The following is a 16,092-nucleotide window of genomic DNA, read 5'->3' on the forward strand; positions in this document are numbered from 1 at the left end:
GATGAAATCGGCGTGCCCCTCGGGGGCGAGTTTCCGAAACCGCTCACCGACGACGTCGTGCGAGCGGCCGACGTCGTGATCACGATGGGCTGTGGGGATGCGTGCCCGGTGTACCCCGGACGCCGCTACCTCGACTGGCCCGTCGCTGATCCGGCCGGGCAGCCCCTCGACCGCGTGCGCGAGATTCGCGATGACATCGACGGGCGCGTGCGCGGGCTGCTGCACGCCTTGGCGGCGCGCGGCTGAGGCGCCGGGGAGACGCGCGTCAGCATCCCCTGTCCCCAATGTATAGATGTGTGTCTATACTTTGAGCATGACGACGACATCTCCCTCGACTCAGCAGCCCACGGTTCTCTTCGTGTGCGTGCACAACGCCGGCCGCTCACAAATGGCCGCCGGGTACCTGCAGCACTTCGCGGGCGACCGCGTGACGGTTCTCTCGGCGGGCTCACAGCCCAAAGACCAGATCAACCCCGTAGCGATCGAGGCGATGGCCGAAGAGGGCATCGACATCGCCAACAACGTTCCGAAGATTCTCACGGTGCAGGCCGTCGTCGACTCCGACGTCGTCATCACGATGGGCTGCGGTGACGCGTGCCCGATCTACCCCGGCAAGCGCTATGAAGACTGGGCGCTCGACGACCCGGCGGGCCAGGGCATCGAGTCGGTGCGCGTGATTCGCGACGACATCAAGCGCCGCATTCAGGCGCTCGTCGCCGAGATCGCCCCCGCCTGAACCTCACGAACGCCCACCCGCAACGAGGGGCCCGGTCTGTCGACCGGGCCCCTCGCGTTTCGCTCTAGGTGCGGTCAGGCTCGCGTAGCGCGATCACGATCGAGGGCAACGTCAGCGCGAGCCCCTCGAAGGTCCAGAACACGGCCATCGCTCCGGCCCACGTGATCTCGACCGTCACGAGGTCGTTCTCGCTCGTGACGACGAACCAGACCAGCGCGACGGTGGCGGCAAGCAGGGTGATGCTCGCGAACCAGCGGTAAGCCTCGAGATAGGCGCGGTCACGCACACGCGCCTGCCGCTCATCAAGGTATTCGTCGGGCAGATCGGCCACCACCCGCACCGACATGCGGAGCGCCCACCACACGACGGCGGCGAGGGCGATGACTCCGAGCGCGGCGAGTGAGGGCAGGGTCATCCACGCCACCGGAATCGCCACGAGAAGGGCGATCATGGCGCCGACGATGGCAATGCGCGCTCGCCGCGTGCGCATCCAGTCGAATCGCGTGTCGTGCATCACGGTGTCAGCCATCTCGGCGACAGCCCGCTCGTTACGCACGCGGGCAGAAAGCTTCTTGGTGGTCATGCGGGTTCCTCCGAATCGGTGTCGACCGTCGCCTCGGCGAACGGGGTGAGAGAGAAGAGCTGCTCGACGGGCACGTCAACGAGTTGCGCGATGCGCAACGCGAGAGCAAGCGAGGGGGCGTATTCGCCCCTCTCGAGGTACCCGACGGTTTGGTAGTGCACGCCGACGGCATCGGCGAGCTGCTGTCGACTCAGCCCAGCCCGCGTTCGATGTTCTACGATGCGGCTGTAGACCGGGTCTTCTGACTTCGGCTTGCGTCCCATACTCGTAGCATAAGTGCTACATAGTAATAATGCAACAGAATCCACGAATCCACGCGCGACACGGGGCTCCCGCCGCGCACGGGCCCTGCGTCGGTCGCGGGGCCATCGATCTGCGGGATGCTATGCCGTGGCGATTGCCACGATCGGATCACTCGTCGGCGTGACGCTACCCGACGCTGGCTCGATCGTGACCCCGACGGTTGTGCCTGCCTCGAACGCGCCGTCGAGCACGTGCACGACCACGCCGGCATCCTCGACAGCGAATAAGCCTGCAGCGGTCGGCACGCCGTCGGTGATGTACCAGAGTGCGTAACGCTCGTCGGTACTCAATGGCTCGAGCCCTTCAAAGACCATGGCCGAGAGGCCCACCGAATCACTCGCGACAAGTGTCGCCGTGCCACCGCCTGCGACCGCGGAGACCACCGTCGACACGTCAGGTGCCGCAACGATCGTCGCGAGCCTCTCGGCCTCGCTCGGCGAGCGGGGAACGATCAGATCGGCGGCGAGCACGCCGCCGAAAAAGAGTGCGACCGCCGCCACGGCCGAAGCCATGATCGTCGCGGGGTGTGAGAACCAGCGCGCCTGAGCGAGCGTTGTCGCAGCGCCCGGTGCAGCGACGGCCGTGGAGTCGGTGGCTCCAGGTGGCGTCTCCGCACGTGGCCCAGGAGCAACCTGCGGCGTCATCGCGATTGCCGACATGACCCTGTTTTTGAGACCCGTAGAGGGAGTCACGGGCGTCGCGGCGAGACCGAGAGCAGCACGCACGTCAGCGAACTCTTCGTCATTCATTGCGTCATCGTCGATCGACCTCATGACGCCACCCCCAATTCCTCGCGCAAACGCATCATGCCGTCACGCAGTCGAGTCTTGACCGTGCCCATGGGTATTCCGAGCATCTCAGACACCTCGCTCTGGCTGTAGCCTCCGTAGTAGGAAAGCTCTACGGCTTGTCTTTGCAGCTCGGTCAACCGACCCAAGGCCTTTTCCACTCGATCGTGTTCGAGGCGAATTTCGACGTTCTCAGCGACCGAGTCGTATTCCCGGTCACGTTCTCGATGGCCAATTTTGACGTCCCGGTCGCGAGACGACTGCGCACTTCGTACCCGGTCGATCGCTCTCCGGTGGGTCATCGTCAGCATCCAGGTCACCGCTTTCCCCTTATTCGGATCGAAGCGAGGAGCGGTTTGCCAGATTTCGAGCAAAACCTCCTGCACGACTTCCTCAGACTGGGCGTGGTCGCGAAGCACATGGCGAACGAGGCCCAGCATGCGGGGGGCGATGATGTCGTACAGTTCGCTGAACGCACGTTGGTCGCCCATGGCGACCCGTTGCAGCAAAGTACTTGCGGCCTCGACGGTGGCGTCGGCATCAGCGTCGACGTCGTCGAACGGCTCTTGTGAGGGCACGAGATTAAGCATCGCAGGACTCGGTCTGATCGAAGGCTGTACGTGACGAGCGGAATGTCGGTGCATCGACCCACGACGACAAGGTCGGTGGGGCGGGGCTCGGGTCCCCTCCCCACCGACCAGTGGTCAGCGCTTACCGTTCATCGACCGTCGCGCTGGATCGTTCTGGCGATTACTGGATTCCCAGGTTGGCCGCGATGCCGCCGGCGAGCGCGGTGGCGGTCATCGGCATGTGGCTCGCGGCTTCTTTGAGCAGGTCGAAGTACGCCGGGTCGTTCGCGATGTTCGCGTCGATGGCCGCGAGCAAGGTCGTCGCGTGCATCTCGAGTTCGGCTTGCACAGCCTCTGCCGGCAGCTCGGGAACAACCGAGTTGATCAGTTGACCGAACGACACTGCATAGGCACCAAGGTCGGCAACGGCCTGGTCGGCCATAGCCTGGTCACCCGTCGCCTTTCCGAGCGTGTAGTTCACGAAGAATGGGATGTGCGAACGCCATGAGTCAAGAAACGGCTGCTCAGCTTCCGGGTATGCCGAGCCGACGAGCGCGGCGACCTCGACGGAGTTCTCGTCGAGCGCGGCGACGGCGGCCTGCACGTTGGCAGTTGTCAGGTCCCCACCGTCTTGCAGTGCCTGATCGATCGCGGCACCGGCGAGGTACACGTGGTCGGCGAGCAGTGCAGTGAGCTGCGCGCGAAGCTCCGAACCGTCGCTGTTGACGGTGTCGATGACGGCGGCCTCCTCCACGGTGGACTCAGCCTCGACAGAGGTTGAGCAGCCCGAGAGAACAAGAGCGGCAGCCAAGCCGAGGCCGGCGTATGCAAAGGACTTGCGCATGATGTGATTCCCCTTTTCTAGTGTTGGTGCGGTTGGTGTTGGTGCGCGCCGGTGGGCTCGCTCTCGACGATGACGCGAGCGTTCATCGTCAGGTGCGGCATGCAGAAGTACAGGTACTCCCCCGGCTCGCTGAAGGTGAACGAGAACGTGTCCCCCTCCTGCCCCATCGGCGCGAGCGCGTGATCGAACAGGCCGTCGGCCGACTGCACGCCTCGCAACCCGGTGCTCTCGTTCACGTCGCCCCAGGCGCCCGAAGTGATCGTGTGCCCGATCGCTTCCCCGTTGCGCCACGTCACAGTGGTCCCGACGGGCACCGTGATGTCGCCTGGCATGAACGCGAGACCGATAGTGATGACCTCGTGCGGCCCCGCTGCGAGCAACTCTTCCGCAGCGTGTCGCGGGTCCGTCGACATTCCGGTCATAGTCGGAGCGTTCCCGGCGCATCCCACAAGGAAGGCGAAGCCGATCGGGAACGCGACAAGGGCGAGACTCGAACGCACTCTGGTTGTTGTCAGTGACATGCCATGTGTTCGGAACCCAGGAGCACGGGGTTTGGCCGGTGAAGCCGTTCTCAGCACTCTCGCAGGTTGACGAAGGGAGCGAGCGTGCGGACGCGTATCCGCACGGGTGAGCGTGCCGCGCACGTGCACAGAAAAGCCGGGCCGCAGAACGCCTCTCGGCGAGTGGCCGCTCGTAGCGGCGAAAAATGGAGCCCGGGGTTACTGCGGCCCGGCTTGAGAAGTGTAACCGGCGGCGCCTGGGTGGCATTCCCCGGGGACGACCTACGGGGCCACGGGATGCGCGGCTCTAGTCGAGCGAGCCCGCCCGTTCGAGCGCGGCACAGGCCGAGAAGTCGCGGCCGCTCGACGCGAGGCGGGCGGCCCGAGTCGTGAGCTCGGCGGCGCGGGAATCGTCGGCCGCGGCATCCGCGTCGTCGGCGAGGTCGGCGGCACCCGCAGCGGCCGTTCGGCAAAACGCGGCCGCGCGATCGAGCGCCACGGCCACATCACCGACGTAGGCGCCGCGCAAGACGGCATCGGCGAGCGCCCGAATCTCATCGGGACCCGTGGGGCTCTCGGCGCCCGCGACGACGACATCGGCGGTTGAGAGCACCTCGCTGCCGCGCTGAAAGAGCAGGGCGACTCCAGCAGGGTCGGTGCGAATGAGGGCGCGCAGCAACGACAGCCGCCACAGTGCCCCCGGCAGCGTTCGTGCGCCCGCGCGCGACCACAGCTCGGCGAGCGTCTCGAGTCCGTGCTCGTCGGTATACGCGACCATACGGTCAACGAGGTCGGGGTCATCGCTCGACCGCACGCGATGCACGAGTGCGCGCGCCGAGTCGTGCGCGATGCGCAACACGACAGCGGGGTCGAGCCCACCCTCATGCACATCAAAGGCCTCACTCGGCAGGCGCACGGGGCGGTGAGGGCGATCGACCATGAGGTCAACGCTAGCCCGCACCATGCGTCGCTGAGTCGCGATAGATTAGTGGGGTACGGGCCTCTAGCTCAGTTGGTAGAGCAGCGGACTTTTAATCCGCGGGTCGTCGGTTCGAGCCCGACGGGGCCTACTGTTCTCGCGATCTACTTGTTGAACCCGTCGCGCGCGCCGGGAGTGTCGGCGGTGACAGTCAGTGACCCCACGACGGTCACGCCGTCAGACTCATAGACGTCGACGGCAAACACGGCATCCGGGTTAGTCGTTGACTTGGCCAGGTTGCGCTGCTGGTCAAGCTCGCTGACCCGCACGTAGCCAATGACTCCGTCGTCAGAGCGCGCCGCGATGAGGTCGGGAACCGAACCGTCGATGGGGCTGCCAAACGTCTCGCCCGCATCGTTAACGGGATACTCGATCGGCTCACCCAAAATGCCCACCTCAGGGGCCAACGACTGGTTGAACAGGTCACCCAGGGTCGGCGCGAGCACGAAACCGCCGCCCACCACGACGAGCCCTCCCACGATGAACGCAATGGTCTTTGCCGAAACGGCCATGATCGACTCCCCCGTCGAATTCGCACTAATCGCACGCGGGGCGTACCCAAGCCCCTGCGCTCATCAAACCAGCAGTACCGTGCACCGTACACCCGCGGAATACCCCCCGTTTGAGGGCATTCGCGTTACGGCGGCGACGGATGCCCGTTCACGCCGGGCGGCATATTCCCCAGCTGCCCGCCCACGTCGCCCCGGGCTCGATCCACCGCAGGCCGACCCCCGAATTGAGGGCATCGGCCGGCGCCGTCATCGGCTCGACCGCGACGGCCGTGACCGGTCCGCCGGCCGTCGGGTAGCTGCGCGTGATGAATAGCTGAAGCCACTGCCAGTCACCGTCTTGCCACACTTCGGTTTCGGAGCCATCGGGAGCACTCAACACGGTGCGCGTCACACCGTCGGCGTCGGGCTCGAGGCGGAACGCGTCGTCGAGGGCGAGCTCACCAATGAGGCGGCCGTCGGTCAGATTCCAGCCGTTGCTCGCCGGCTCGAAGCCCACGGGGTTAAGCCGCTCGTCGACCATGACGTGTTCAATCGTGCGGGCCGTGATCGTGAGCTCATCAACGGGGTGTTCTCCGACGCGAATAAACGGGTGCGTGCCCACGGCATAGGGCGCTGGCTGCTCGCCGAGATTCGTCACGCTGTGCGTCACGCGAATGCCATTGCCGGTGAGGCGGTACTCGACAGTGGTCCAGAGGTGAAAGGGGTACCCGTGCTGCGGAACAACTGCCGCCCCGAGCGTCACCGCATCGGCCGTCTTGTCGACAAGTTGATACGGCGTATTGCGCAAGAGTCCGTGAATAGCGTTGGTGCGATCGACCTCCGTGAGGTCGAGCTGCCGTACGACGCCCTCGTGCACCCATCGGCCATCGCGCACGCGATTGGGCCATGGCACGAGCACGATGCCGCAACCGAACGGCGGGGTCTCATGTTCGTCGAAGCCCTGCACGAGATCGTGGCCGTCGACCGTGAGGTGCCGCAGCGCCGCGGCCACCGACGTGATAACCGCCTCAACGGGTCCGTGGGCGCCGTCGTGATGCAGGGTGTACTGCTCGCCCGTGGGAGGTGTGCTCATGCGGTCACTTTACGCGCGCCGCGGCGTCACGGTGGTGACGCGCAAGCCGGCCGTTCGCAACGGGGCGAGCGCGGCATCCGTCGCCGCATCGTCAGTAATCAATTCGTCGAGCTCGTCGAGCGAGGCCACCCGGCCGAGATGCACCTGGCCCACTTTCGATGAATCAGCGGCGAGCACGCGGCGCGAGGCGCTCGCGACCATGCGGCGCTTCACCTCGGCCTCGGGCAGGTTGACGTTGGTCACCCCCGCGGCCGCCTCAATGCCCGTCGCGCCCAGAATCGCGAGGTCGACCCGCACGTCGTCGAGCAACGTCGTGGCGAGCGGGTTCACAAGCGAGTGCTGCAACGAGCGCAGAGTGCCACCCGTGACGACAACGGTGAAGCGCGGAATGGCCGACTCGAGCGCGAGGGCGATGGCCAGCCCGTTCGTCACGATGACCACCTCATCGAGATCGGTTCGGGCAACGAGGGCGTTTGCCACGGCGAGCGCCGTCGAGCCGACATCGAGCAGCAGGCTCTCGCCCGAGCGAACCCGCGAAGCGGTTTCGAGGGCGATGGCTTCTTTTGCACGCGTCAGGCGAGTGCGCGATTGCTCGAGACTGCTCTCGCGTTCGGCGACGAGACCGCGTGGCATGGCACCCCCGTGAACACGCGTCACCCGACCATCGGCCTCGAGGGTAGCAAGGTCGGTGCGCACGGTCACCTCGCTCACGCCGAGTTCGCGAGCGAGATCGGTCACGCGCGCGAAGCCGCGGCGTGCGACGGATGCTGCCAAGCGGTCGCGGCGAAGGGGCGCGGCATCCATCTCCCGCTCCTTTCACAATCTGTCGATATCGAAAGCGTACCGCTTGTGTTTTCGTAAGGGCGCGGCCGTAGCATCGTGAGGTGACGATTCGCTTCCACTCCACGACGCTCGCCGACGGCCGCGAGCTCATTTACGTCGATGACGCCGACACGACGCTGGGCCCGGAGCGGTCAATCGACCGCCGCGTGCTCGACCCGCGCCCGCAGACCGCGAGCATGCGCCAAGACGTCTTGACCGGTGAGTGGGTGTCGATCGCCAGCAATCGGCAGAACCGCGTGTTCATGCCGCCGCCCGACCAAGATCCGCTCGCCCCTGCCTCGGCCGAGAACCCCAGCGAAATTCCGAGCAATTACGACGTCGCGGTGTTCGAGAACCGCTCCCCCAGTTTCGGCCCGGCGCTCGAGCATGACAACGCCCCCACGGGGCTCGCCGACCTCGCCGAGATCGGCATCGGCCGCATGCGCACGAGCGTCGGTCGGTGCGAGGTCGTCTGCTTCTCGCCCGACCACGAGGGCTCGTTCGGGTCGCAAACCGTCAGCCGAGCGCGCACCGTGATTGAAACGTGGGCGCACCGTACGGCCGCCCTCAGCGCTATGCCGGGCATTCAGCAGGTGTTTCCGTTCGAGAACCGCGGCGCCGAGATTGGCGTGACCCTGCCTCACCCCCACGGCCAGATCTACGCGTATCCCTTTGTCACCCCGCGCACGAGCACCCTGCTGCGTTCGATCGACGCGGTCGGCCCTGACCTGTTCGCTCGCGTGCTCGAGAGCGAGCAGGCAAGCGAGCGCGTCGTGCTGCAGGGCGAACACTTCACGGCTTTCGTGCCCTTCGCTGCCCGCTGGCCCATCGAGGTGCACGTGCTACCGCACCGTCAGGTTCCTGACTTCGCCGGGCTCACCGAGGCCGAGAAAGACGAACTCGCACCGTTCTATCGGCGCCTATTGCGCGGCATCGACGCGCTCTACCCGACGCCCACGCCCTACATCGCCGCGTGGCACCAAGCGCCCGTGCACGTGGGTCGCGACTCGGTGCGGCTCATGCTGCAGGTGACAAGCCCCCGCCGCGGCGCTGAGAGACTGAAGTATCTGGCCGGTTCAGAGGCCGCAATGGGCGCTTTCATCGGCGACGTTGCCCCCGAGGCGCAGGCCGCATTCATTCGCGAGGGAATCGAGAAGACGGGCAATGACTGATATTCGTGACGACGCACGCGCAGGCTTCGAGGCCGTCTTCGGCGCGTCCCCCGATGGCCTGTGGTCGGCACCCGGCCGCGTCAACCTGATCGGCGAACACACCGACTACAACGAGGGTTTCGTGTTGCCGTTCGCGATCGACCGTCGAACGGTTGTTGCTCTCGGTGTGCGCGACGACCGCCGCGTTCGTGTGGCGAGCACGTTCGCCGATGAACTCGCCGAAATTGACCTCGACGCGCTCAGTCCCGAGGCCCTCAACGGGTGGTCGGCTTACCCTCTGGGGGTCGCATGGGCCTTCAGCGAGTTCGGCGCCGACCTCGCAGGCCTCCCGGGCGTTGACCTGTTCATCGACTCCGACGTGCCCGTCGGCGCTGGCCTCTCGAGCTCGGCGGCAATCGAGAGCGCCGTCGCCCTCGCGCTCAACGACGTCTGGCAACTGGGGCTCGACCGCCGCACGCTCGCGCGCGTGGGCCAACGCGCCGAGAACGTTGCCGTTGGCGCGCCCACCGGCATCATGGACCAATCCGCGTCGCTTCTGGGCGAGGCCGACCACGCCGTGTTTCTCGACTGCCGCACACTCGAGAGCGAGCTCGTGCCACTCGGGCTCGCCGAAGCGGGGCTCGCGATTCTCGTCATCGACACGGGCGTCAAGCACAGTCACGCCACCGGCGGCTACGGCGAGCGCCGGGCCGCGTGCGAGCGCGGTGCGGCAGCGATGGGCGCATCCTCACTGCGCGATCTCGCGGTCGACGACCTGCCGCGCGCGCAGCAATTGCTCGACGACGTGACCTTCCGGCGCATCCGCCACGTCATCACTGAGAACCAGCGGGTGCTTGACACCGTTGCGGTGCTGAAGGCTCAGGGCGCGTCGGCGATCGGCGAGCTTCTGGATGCCTCGCACCGCAGCATGCGCGACGACTTCGAAATCTCGGTGCCCGAACTTGACCTCGCGGTCGAAACGGCCGTCGCGGCGGGGGCTCTGGGCGCCCGCATGACCGGAGGTGGATTCGGCGGTGCGGCCATCGCACTCGTGCGACTGGGTGACCTCTCGCGCGTGCAGGTAGCGGTCGACAACGCCTTCGGCGAGCACGCCTTCGGCCAGCCTGACACGTTCGTCGTCACGGCCTCTGACGGGGCCGCGCGCAACTAAGGCGCGACCAGCCATCGCACGCGGTCAGCGCGCGATCGAGAGGGTTGCGGCCGTGCTCGAGAGCACCTCGGCAGCGAACGCCGGGTCGTCAGAGACCGCGCGACCATAGCTCGGCACCATGGCGCGCAATCCGGGCTTCCAGCCCTCGAGTTTGTCGGGAAAGCAGCGCTCGATGAGGTCGATCATGATCGAGGGCGCCGTCGACGCACCCGGCGACGCCCCCAGCAGTCCCGCAATCGATCCGTCGGCCGAGGCGACGACCTCGGTGCCGAACTGCAGCGTGCCGCCCTTGCCGGGCACGTTCTTGATGATCTGCACGCGCTGGCCGGCGGTCAGTTGGTACCAGTCGTCGCCCACCGCGCCGGGGTAGAACTCCCGCAGAGCATCGAGCTTCTTCGCCCGCGACGCGAGCAACTCGCCCACGAGGTAAGAGACGAGGTCGAGATTGCGCACGGCCACCTGCAGCATCGGAATGATGTTGTGCCAGCGAATCGAGCCGAACAGGTCAAACCACGACCCGGTCTTCAAGAACTTGGGCGTGAAGCCCGCGTAGGGGCCAAACAGCAGGCTGGGCTGCCCATCGACCACGCGCGTGTCGAGGTGCGGCACCGACATGGGCGGAGCACCCACCGAGGCCTTGCCGTAGATCTTGGCGTTGTGCTGCGCCACGACGGCGGGGGCATCGCTGCGCAACCACTGTCCGCTCACCGGGAAGCCGCCGAAGCCACGAATCTCGCGAATGCCGCTCTTCTGCAGCAGGGGCAGGGCGTGGCCCCCCGCGCCGACAAACACGAAACGTGCCGAGACCTCGAGGGGCGTTGACCCCACCTCGTGACGCAGCGAGACCTTCCAGAGCCCGTCTTTCTGACGACACATGCCCGTCACGCGGTGCTCCAGGTTCAGGCTCACCCCACTCGAGACGAGACCGTCGATGAGCAGGCGAGTGAGGGCGCCGAAGTCGACATCGGTTCCCGCGGCCATCCGCGTCGCGGCGATGGGTTGTGACTTCGCGCGGCCCGGAATGGTCAGCGGAGCCCACTGGCGAATGACGGCGGCGTCATTGCTGAACTCCATGCCGGCAAACAGGGGGTGGTCTTTCAGGGCATCGAAGCGCTTGCGAAGGTAGTCGACATTGGCTTCGCCCCAGACCATGCTCATGTGGGGCGTCGACGTCAGGAAGGCGCTGGGCTCGGGCAACAAGCCCTTGCCGACGAGGTACGACCAAAACTGGCGCGACACCTGAAACTGCTCGTTGACCTTGACGGCGTTGGCGATATCGATCGAGCCGTCGGGGCGTTCCGGGGTGTAGTTGAGTTCACACAGAGCCGCGTGCCCAGTGCCCGCGTTGTTCCACGGGTTCGAGCTCTCGAGCGCGACGTCGCCCAATCGCTCGTAGATGCGGATCGTCCAGGTGGGTTCGAGTTGGCGCAGCATCGTGCCGAGCGTTGCGCTCATGATGCCGCCGCCGATCAGGACGACGTCGATGGGTTCAGTCACGCGCCCAGTTTAGTCGCGCTCAACAGGGGTTCACCGCGGCAGGGCTAGGCTGAGCCGGTGATTCCGCCCCTTCTTGCGATTGGCGCAATCGGAGGGCTCTTCTCCGGACTCTTCGGCATTGGCGGCGGAATCGTCATGGTGCCTCTGTTGATGACGTGGGCACGGTTCGACCAGCGCCGGGCATCCGCCACCTCGCTCTTTGCGATCATTGCGCCCGCGGTGCTGAGCGCGTCGCTCTATGGCTCGCGGGGCCAGATCGACATTCTTGCCGCCGCGATCATCGCCGTGGGGGCGATCGTGGGCACTCCCGTGGGTGCGCTCGTGCTTCGCCGCATCTCGCTCGTCTGGCTGAAGTGGCTCTTCATCGCCGGGCTCGTGGCGGCGGCCCTGCGTCTCGTGCTCGTGGTGCCCGACCGCGACGGCGCGCTCGACTATGGCGTCGCGACCGTGGCCGGGCTCATCGCGCTCGGTCTCGCTATGGGCCTGCTGGCAGGACTATTGGGAATTGGCGGCGGCATCGTCGCGGTGCCCGTGCTTGTCGCTCTCTTCGGAGTGGGTGACTTGCTCGCGAAGGGCACTTCGCTGCTCGCGATGATTCCGGGCGCGCTCGCGGGCACCGTTCCCAACCTGCGCGCGGGCCTCGTGCGCTGGCAAGAAGCCCTGCCCATGGGAGGCGCTGCCGCCCTCACCTCACTCGGTGGCGTGTGGTTGGCGTTCCTGATTCCCCCGGCCGTGTCGGGGTGGCTCTTTGCGGCACTCCTCGGGGTGGTCATCGTGCAGATGGCGCTGCGTCCCGCACCACCACGCGGTTAGGCGTCGGGCTCTCTAGGTGACTCGGCGAGCCACTCGCGCACGGCGTCGCCGTGCTGGCCGAGCGTCGGAGGAGCGGTGTGGATGCTCCGCGTCTGCTCGCTGCCATCGAAGCCGAAGAACCGCAGCGGAGGGCCGGGTATCTCAATGGCTCCGAGCGTGTCGTGCTCCACCTCGAGCACAAGACCCTGCGAGCGCGTCTGCTCCCAGTCGTAGACCTCGTCGATTGACCGGACCGTGCCAGAAGGAACCCCCGCGGCGTCGAGTGCGCGCAGAAGCTCGGCGCTCGAACGCCCGGCAAACGCGCGCTCAATCGCCGCGACGAGGTCGTCACGGTTCGCCACGCGGTCGGCGTTGCTCGCAAATTGCGGCGTCTCAGGGTCGAGCTCGATGACCGAGCAGAATGACCGCCAGAGGGCGTCGTTGCCCACGGCCACCTGCACAACGCCGTCGGCCGTAGAAAACAGGCCGTAGGGCGCGAGCGACGGGTGGTGATTGCCGCGGGCCGAGCCGACCTCGCCGGCGACCGTGTACCGCGTTCCCTCGAAGCTGTGCGCGCCCACGAGAGCAGCCAGCAAGCTCGTGCGCACAACCTGGCCACGGCCCGTGCGATCGCGTTCCCGCAGGGCAGCCAGCACACCGTATGCGCCATTCATGCCAGCGAGCAGGTCGGCAATCGGCACGCCGACCCGTTGCCGGTCATCAGGCGCCGAGCCCGTGAGCGACATGAGCCCGGCTTCGCCCTGCGCGATCTGGTCGTAGCCAGCGCGCCCGCCCTCCGGCCCATCGTGGCCAAAACCCGAAATGGAGAGCACGACGAGTCGGGGGTTGAGCGCCTCGAGCGCCGCGGCATCGAAGCCGAGCCGGTCAAGCACGGTCGGGCGAAAATTCTCGATGAGAACATCCGCGTGGCGCAGCATCGCGCGGAGGGTCTCGAGGTCGGCCGAGTCTTTCAGGTCGAGCTCAATCGACTGTTTGTTGCGATTGGCCGACAAAAAGTAGGTGCTCTCGCGCGCGTCGGGTGGGCCGACGAACGGTGGTCCCCAGCGGCGCGTGTCGTCGCCCGTGCCCGGCATTTCGACCTTGATCACGCGTGCGCCGAGGTCGCCCAGCATCATGGCGGCGTGCGGCCCCGCGACGGCACGACTGAGGTCGACGACAATGAGGTCATCAAGCGGGCCGGGCATGATCGAACGCTAACAGCACGACGCGCACATCGGTGGCGCTACAGGCCGAGCTCGACCAGGGCCTCATCCATCAAGCGCGTCATGAGGGCGTAGCCCTCGTCGTTGGGGTGCAGGCCGTCGGCGGCCATCAATCCGTCGTTTCCGGCAATCCAGTCGGATGCGCCCGCGATGTAGTCGGCGCCGTACCGCTCGGCGGCAACGCGCACCCAGGCGCTGATGATGTCGAGAGAGACGGGTCGTTCGGCGGTGTACCAAAAGGGTTCGACGACCACGAAGCGTGCGTCGGGCAGGGCACTCGTCAGTCGCTCTAGGTCGAGATCGATCTGCTGCTCGATCTGCGGGGCGGCTCGGTCGAACGAGAAGTTGTCGTTGAGCCCCATCGTCACGAACACAATGTCGGGCTGCTGGGCGATGATGAGCGCGGGCAGATCGTCATCAGCAAAACTGCGGCGATTGTTGATGAACCCCAGGCCGTTGACGCTCGGGTTGAATTCGCGCCAACCACGGTCGAGCGAGATCTGGGTTGACCAGCGCACGGTGAGGTCGCTCGCGCCCGTTCCGAGCGTGTACGAGTCGCCGTAGAAGGCGACGAGTGGCGCATCTGCGTTGGGCACGGGCGAGTCAGAGTCGGGCGCGCCGGTCGGCGAGCATCCGGCCACGATGGCGACGCTCGCGACGAGAATGGCGGCCGCCACGGCAACCCGCGTCATAGGTGATCGGGGCCGAAGGGCTCGAGAGTGGGCCGCTTCGCCTGCCGGTGGTCGCCCGATGAGCGCCCGGTGAGGCGACGGCCGATCCAGGGCAACACGTACCGTCGCCAGTACTCGGCGGTGCGGGGGCGGGCGACATCGTCGTGAGCGTCAGGGGCATCAGGGCCCGCGGGCACCGCGACGCCGAGTGCCGCGAGCACATTGGCGGCGGCGACGGCGTGGCCCTGCGTGTTGAGGTGCAGCCGGTCGACCGACCAGTACCTCTGCTCGGGCAGTCTCGGGTCGCTCCAGTTGTCGACGAAGAGCACATTGGTTCCGGTGAGCCGGTGCTGAACCGCAATCGCGAGTTCGTTACCTCGACGTGAGAACACGCGGCCCAGCGGAAGGTGCTGGGTGGGGTCACCACCGCTCACGATCATGACGCGCGGCACGGTTTCGAGCGCCTGCTCGGCGGCCGTCACGAGTCGATCAGCCACCGCCTCGATCGAGACCGATGGGCGCAAAATGTCGTTACCACCGCCGTTGATGCTGAGCAGGTCGGGGCCGAGGGCGATCGCGGCCGGAAACTGGTCGTCGAGAATCGGCCCCAGCAGCCGGCCCCGAATCGCGAGGTTGGCATAGCCGATTGTGCCGCCTGCCGCGAGGGCAAGCCCGGCCGCGACGAGATCGGTCCAGCCGCGCGGAGTGCCATCGGCGCGCTCATCGCCCATGCCTTCGCTATAGCTGTCGCCAAGGGCGGCGTACGAGCGAATCGGCGCGACCGCCGATTGCCCCGCGCCGCTCGTCATCGTGAGCCCTAGGCGGTGACGCTCGCGCCGAGCTTTGCGGCGAGCAGCTCGGCGATTTGCACGGCGTTGAGCGCCGCACCCTTGCGAAGGTTGTCGTTGCTGATGAACATGGCGAGACCGCGGCCACCCGGAACACCCTCGTCGGCACGGATGCGCCCCACGAGGCTCGGATCAGCGCCAGCGGCGTCGAGCGGAGTGGGAACATCCATGAGCTGAACGCCCGGGGCATCGGCCAGCAGCTCACGCGCACGATCGGGGCTGATCGCACGCTCGAACTCGGCGTTGATCGACAGCGAGTGCCCGGTGAACACCGGCACGCGCACGCAAATGCCGCTCACGAGCAGCTCGGGAAGCTCGAGAATCTTGCGGCTCTCGTTGCGCAGCTTCTTCTCTTCATCGGTCTCGCCCAGGCCGTCGTCGACGAAGTTGCCGGCCTGCGGAATGACGTTGAAGGCGATGGTCTTTGGAAACTTCACGGCCAGCGGAAACTCGACGGCCGAGCCATCGTGCACGAGCCCCATGGCGTCTTGCACGATCACGGCGTTCGCCTGGTCGAGCAGCTCTTCGCCGCCCGCGAGGCCCGCGCCCGAGACCGCCTGGTAGGTGCTCACGATGAGGCGCTGCAGACCGGCTTCGGCGTCGAGCACCTTGAGCACGGGCATGGCGGCCATGGTCGTGCAGTTCGGGTTGGCGATGATGCCCTTGACGGCGCTCTCGATCGCGTGCGGGTTGACCTCGCTCACGACGAGCGGAACCTCGGGGTCCATGCGCCAGCCCGACGAGTTATCGACAACCGTCACGCCGGCAGCCGCAAACCGCGGGGCTTGCGCCTTGCTGAGCGTCGCTCCCGCGCTGAAGATGGCGACGTCGAGCCCGCTCGGGTCAGCCGTCTCGGCATCTTCAACGACGATCTCGCGGTCGCCCCACGGGATGACCGTTCCGGCGCTGCGCGAACTGGCGAAAAAACGCAGCTCGCCCACGGGGTAGTTGCGCTCGAGCAGCAGCTGGCGCACGACGGCGCCGACCTGACCGGTGGCGCCGACGACGCCGATGTTGACCGTCGAACCCAT

19 protein-coding genes, 1 tRNA gene and 1 pseudogene are annotated in these 16,092 nt (G+C 66.7%); 6 read left to right on the plus strand and 15 right to left on the minus strand.

Annotation, left to right across the window (positions count from 1 at the left end):
* Both SFU54_RS01165 and SFU54_RS01170 read left to right on the plus strand, forming a co-directional pair.
* Window positions 1–246, plus strand: a pseudogene (locus SFU54_RS01165) (hypothetical protein); the annotation flags it as partial.
* A gap of 67 nt (window positions 247–313) precedes the next feature.
* Window positions 314–736, plus strand: coding sequence for an arsenate reductase ArsC (locus SFU54_RS01170; RefSeq protein ID WP_319014484.1), 423 nt, complete (start codon window positions 314–316; stop codon window positions 734–736).
* Between the two features lie 64 nt (window positions 737–800).
* Here the strand turns inward: SFU54_RS01170 and SFU54_RS01175 are convergent, their stop codons facing one another.
* The 7 genes from SFU54_RS01175 to SFU54_RS01205 form a co-directional block, all read right to left on the minus strand.
* The gene (locus tag SFU54_RS01175) at window positions 801–1,319 is read right to left on the minus strand and encodes a hypothetical protein (RefSeq protein WP_319014485.1); all 519 of its coding nucleotides are present in this window, start codon (window positions 1,317–1,319) and stop codon (window positions 801–803) included.
* Window positions 1,316–1,582: a helix-turn-helix transcriptional regulator gene (locus tag SFU54_RS01180; protein WP_319014486.1), complete on the minus strand. Its 267-nt coding sequence runs from the start codon at window positions 1,580–1,582 to the stop codon at window positions 1,316–1,318. Before SFU54_RS01180 ends, SFU54_RS01175 begins: the two co-directional genes overlap by 4 nt.
* Before the next feature lie 120 nt (window positions 1,583–1,702).
* Entirely contained in the window at window positions 1,703–2,371 is a 669-nt protein-coding gene (locus SFU54_RS01185) for an anti-sigma factor (RefSeq protein ID WP_319014487.1), read from the minus strand.
* Between the two features lie 20 nt (window positions 2,372–2,391).
* Window positions 2,392–3,000 carry an ECF RNA polymerase sigma factor SigK gene (gene sigK, locus SFU54_RS01190; RefSeq protein WP_319014488.1) on the minus strand — a complete coding sequence of 203 codons (609 nt, stop codon included), beginning with the start codon at window positions 2,998–3,000 and terminating at the stop codon, window positions 2,392–2,394.
* A 160-nt stretch (window positions 3,001–3,160) separates the two neighbouring features.
* The gene (locus SFU54_RS01195; protein WP_319014489.1) at window positions 3,161–3,823 is read right to left on the minus strand and encodes a hypothetical protein; all 663 of its coding nucleotides are present in this window, start codon (window positions 3,821–3,823) and stop codon (window positions 3,161–3,163) included.
* 17 nt (window positions 3,824–3,840) lie between these two features.
* On the minus strand, window positions 3,841–4,245 hold the full coding sequence (locus SFU54_RS01200; protein WP_319014490.1) for a plastocyanin/azurin family copper-binding protein: 405 nt from the start codon (window positions 4,243–4,245) through the stop codon (window positions 3,841–3,843).
* Between the two features lie 385 nt (window positions 4,246–4,630).
* Window positions 4,631–5,263, minus strand: a complete 633-nt coding sequence (locus SFU54_RS01205; protein WP_319014491.1) for a DNA-directed RNA polymerase subunit beta — start codon at window positions 5,261–5,263, stop codon at window positions 4,631–4,633.
* 57 nt (window positions 5,264–5,320) lie between these two features.
* Here SFU54_RS01205 and SFU54_RS01210 point away from each other — a divergent pair.
* A tRNA-Lys gene (locus SFU54_RS01210) sits at window positions 5,321–5,393 on the plus strand.
* 13 nt (window positions 5,394–5,406) lie between these two features.
* Here SFU54_RS01210 and SFU54_RS01215 read toward each other — a convergent pair.
* The 3 genes from SFU54_RS01215 to SFU54_RS01225 all read right to left on the minus strand — a co-directional run bounded on the left by SFU54_RS01215 (window position 5,407) and on the right by SFU54_RS01225 (window position 7,690).
* On the minus strand, window positions 5,407–5,814 hold the full coding sequence (locus SFU54_RS01215; RefSeq protein WP_319014492.1) for a hypothetical protein: 408 nt from the start codon (window positions 5,812–5,814) through the stop codon (window positions 5,407–5,409).
* Between the two features lie 148 nt (window positions 5,815–5,962).
* Entirely contained in the window at window positions 5,963–6,886 is a 924-nt protein-coding gene (locus tag SFU54_RS01220; RefSeq protein WP_319014493.1) for an aldose 1-epimerase family protein, read from the minus strand.
* A 9-nt stretch (window positions 6,887–6,895) separates the two neighbouring features.
* On the minus strand, window positions 6,896–7,690 hold the full coding sequence (locus tag SFU54_RS01225; RefSeq protein WP_319014494.1) for a DeoR/GlpR family DNA-binding transcription regulator: 795 nt from the start codon (window positions 7,688–7,690) through the stop codon (window positions 6,896–6,898).
* Between the two features lie 80 nt (window positions 7,691–7,770).
* Between SFU54_RS01225 and galT the strand changes: the two genes are divergently transcribed.
* Both galT and galK read left to right on the plus strand, forming a co-directional pair.
* Window positions 7,771–8,880 carry a galactose-1-phosphate uridylyltransferase gene (galT, locus tag SFU54_RS01230; RefSeq protein ID WP_319014495.1) on the plus strand — a complete coding sequence of 370 codons (1,110 nt, stop codon included), beginning with the start codon at window positions 7,771–7,773 and terminating at the stop codon, window positions 8,878–8,880.
* The gene (gene galK, locus SFU54_RS01235) at window positions 8,873–10,030 is read left to right on the plus strand and encodes a galactokinase (RefSeq protein WP_319014496.1); all 1,158 of its coding nucleotides are present in this window, start codon (window positions 8,873–8,875) and stop codon (window positions 10,028–10,030) included. The genes galT and galK overlap by 8 nt, the downstream gene beginning before the upstream one ends.
* A 24-nt stretch (window positions 10,031–10,054) precedes the next feature.
* Here the strand turns inward: galK and SFU54_RS01240 are convergent, their stop codons facing one another.
* A complete protein-coding gene (locus SFU54_RS01240; RefSeq protein ID WP_413466535.1) occupies window positions 10,055–11,527 on the minus strand; it encodes a malate:quinone oxidoreductase in 1,473 nt (490 codons plus the stop codon).
* A 57-nt stretch (window positions 11,528–11,584) separates the two neighbouring features.
* Between SFU54_RS01240 and SFU54_RS01245 the strand changes: the two genes are divergently transcribed.
* Window positions 11,585–12,340, plus strand: a complete 756-nt coding sequence (locus SFU54_RS01245; RefSeq protein WP_319014497.1) for a sulfite exporter TauE/SafE family protein — start codon at window positions 11,585–11,587, stop codon at window positions 12,338–12,340.
* Here SFU54_RS01245 and SFU54_RS01250 read toward each other — a convergent pair.
* The 4 genes from SFU54_RS01250 to SFU54_RS01265 are packed head-to-tail and all read right to left on the minus strand — an operon-like array spanning window position 12,337 to window position 16,092.
* A complete protein-coding gene (locus tag SFU54_RS01250) occupies window positions 12,337–13,524 on the minus strand; it encodes a CoA transferase (protein WP_319014498.1) in 1,188 nt (395 codons plus the stop codon). The two genes, SFU54_RS01245 and SFU54_RS01250, sit on opposite strands and share 4 nt — an antisense overlap.
* A 38-nt stretch (window positions 13,525–13,562) precedes the next feature.
* Window positions 13,563–14,219: an SGNH/GDSL hydrolase family protein gene (locus SFU54_RS01255; RefSeq protein WP_319014499.1), complete on the minus strand. Its 657-nt coding sequence runs from the start codon at window positions 14,217–14,219 to the stop codon at window positions 13,563–13,565.
* A gap of 11 nt (window positions 14,220–14,230) precedes the next feature.
* Window positions 14,231–15,022, minus strand: a complete 792-nt coding sequence (locus SFU54_RS01260) for an SGNH/GDSL hydrolase family protein (protein WP_319014500.1) — start codon at window positions 15,020–15,022, stop codon at window positions 14,231–14,233.
* 8 nt (window positions 15,023–15,030) lie between these two features.
* Window positions 15,031–16,092: an aspartate-semialdehyde dehydrogenase gene (locus SFU54_RS01265; RefSeq protein WP_319014501.1), complete on the minus strand. Its 1,062-nt coding sequence runs from the start codon at window positions 16,090–16,092 to the stop codon at window positions 15,031–15,033.

Source organism: Microcella sp. (assembly GCF_033763155.1).
Taxonomy (GTDB): Bacteria; Actinomycetota; Actinomycetes; order Actinomycetales; family Microbacteriaceae; genus Microcella.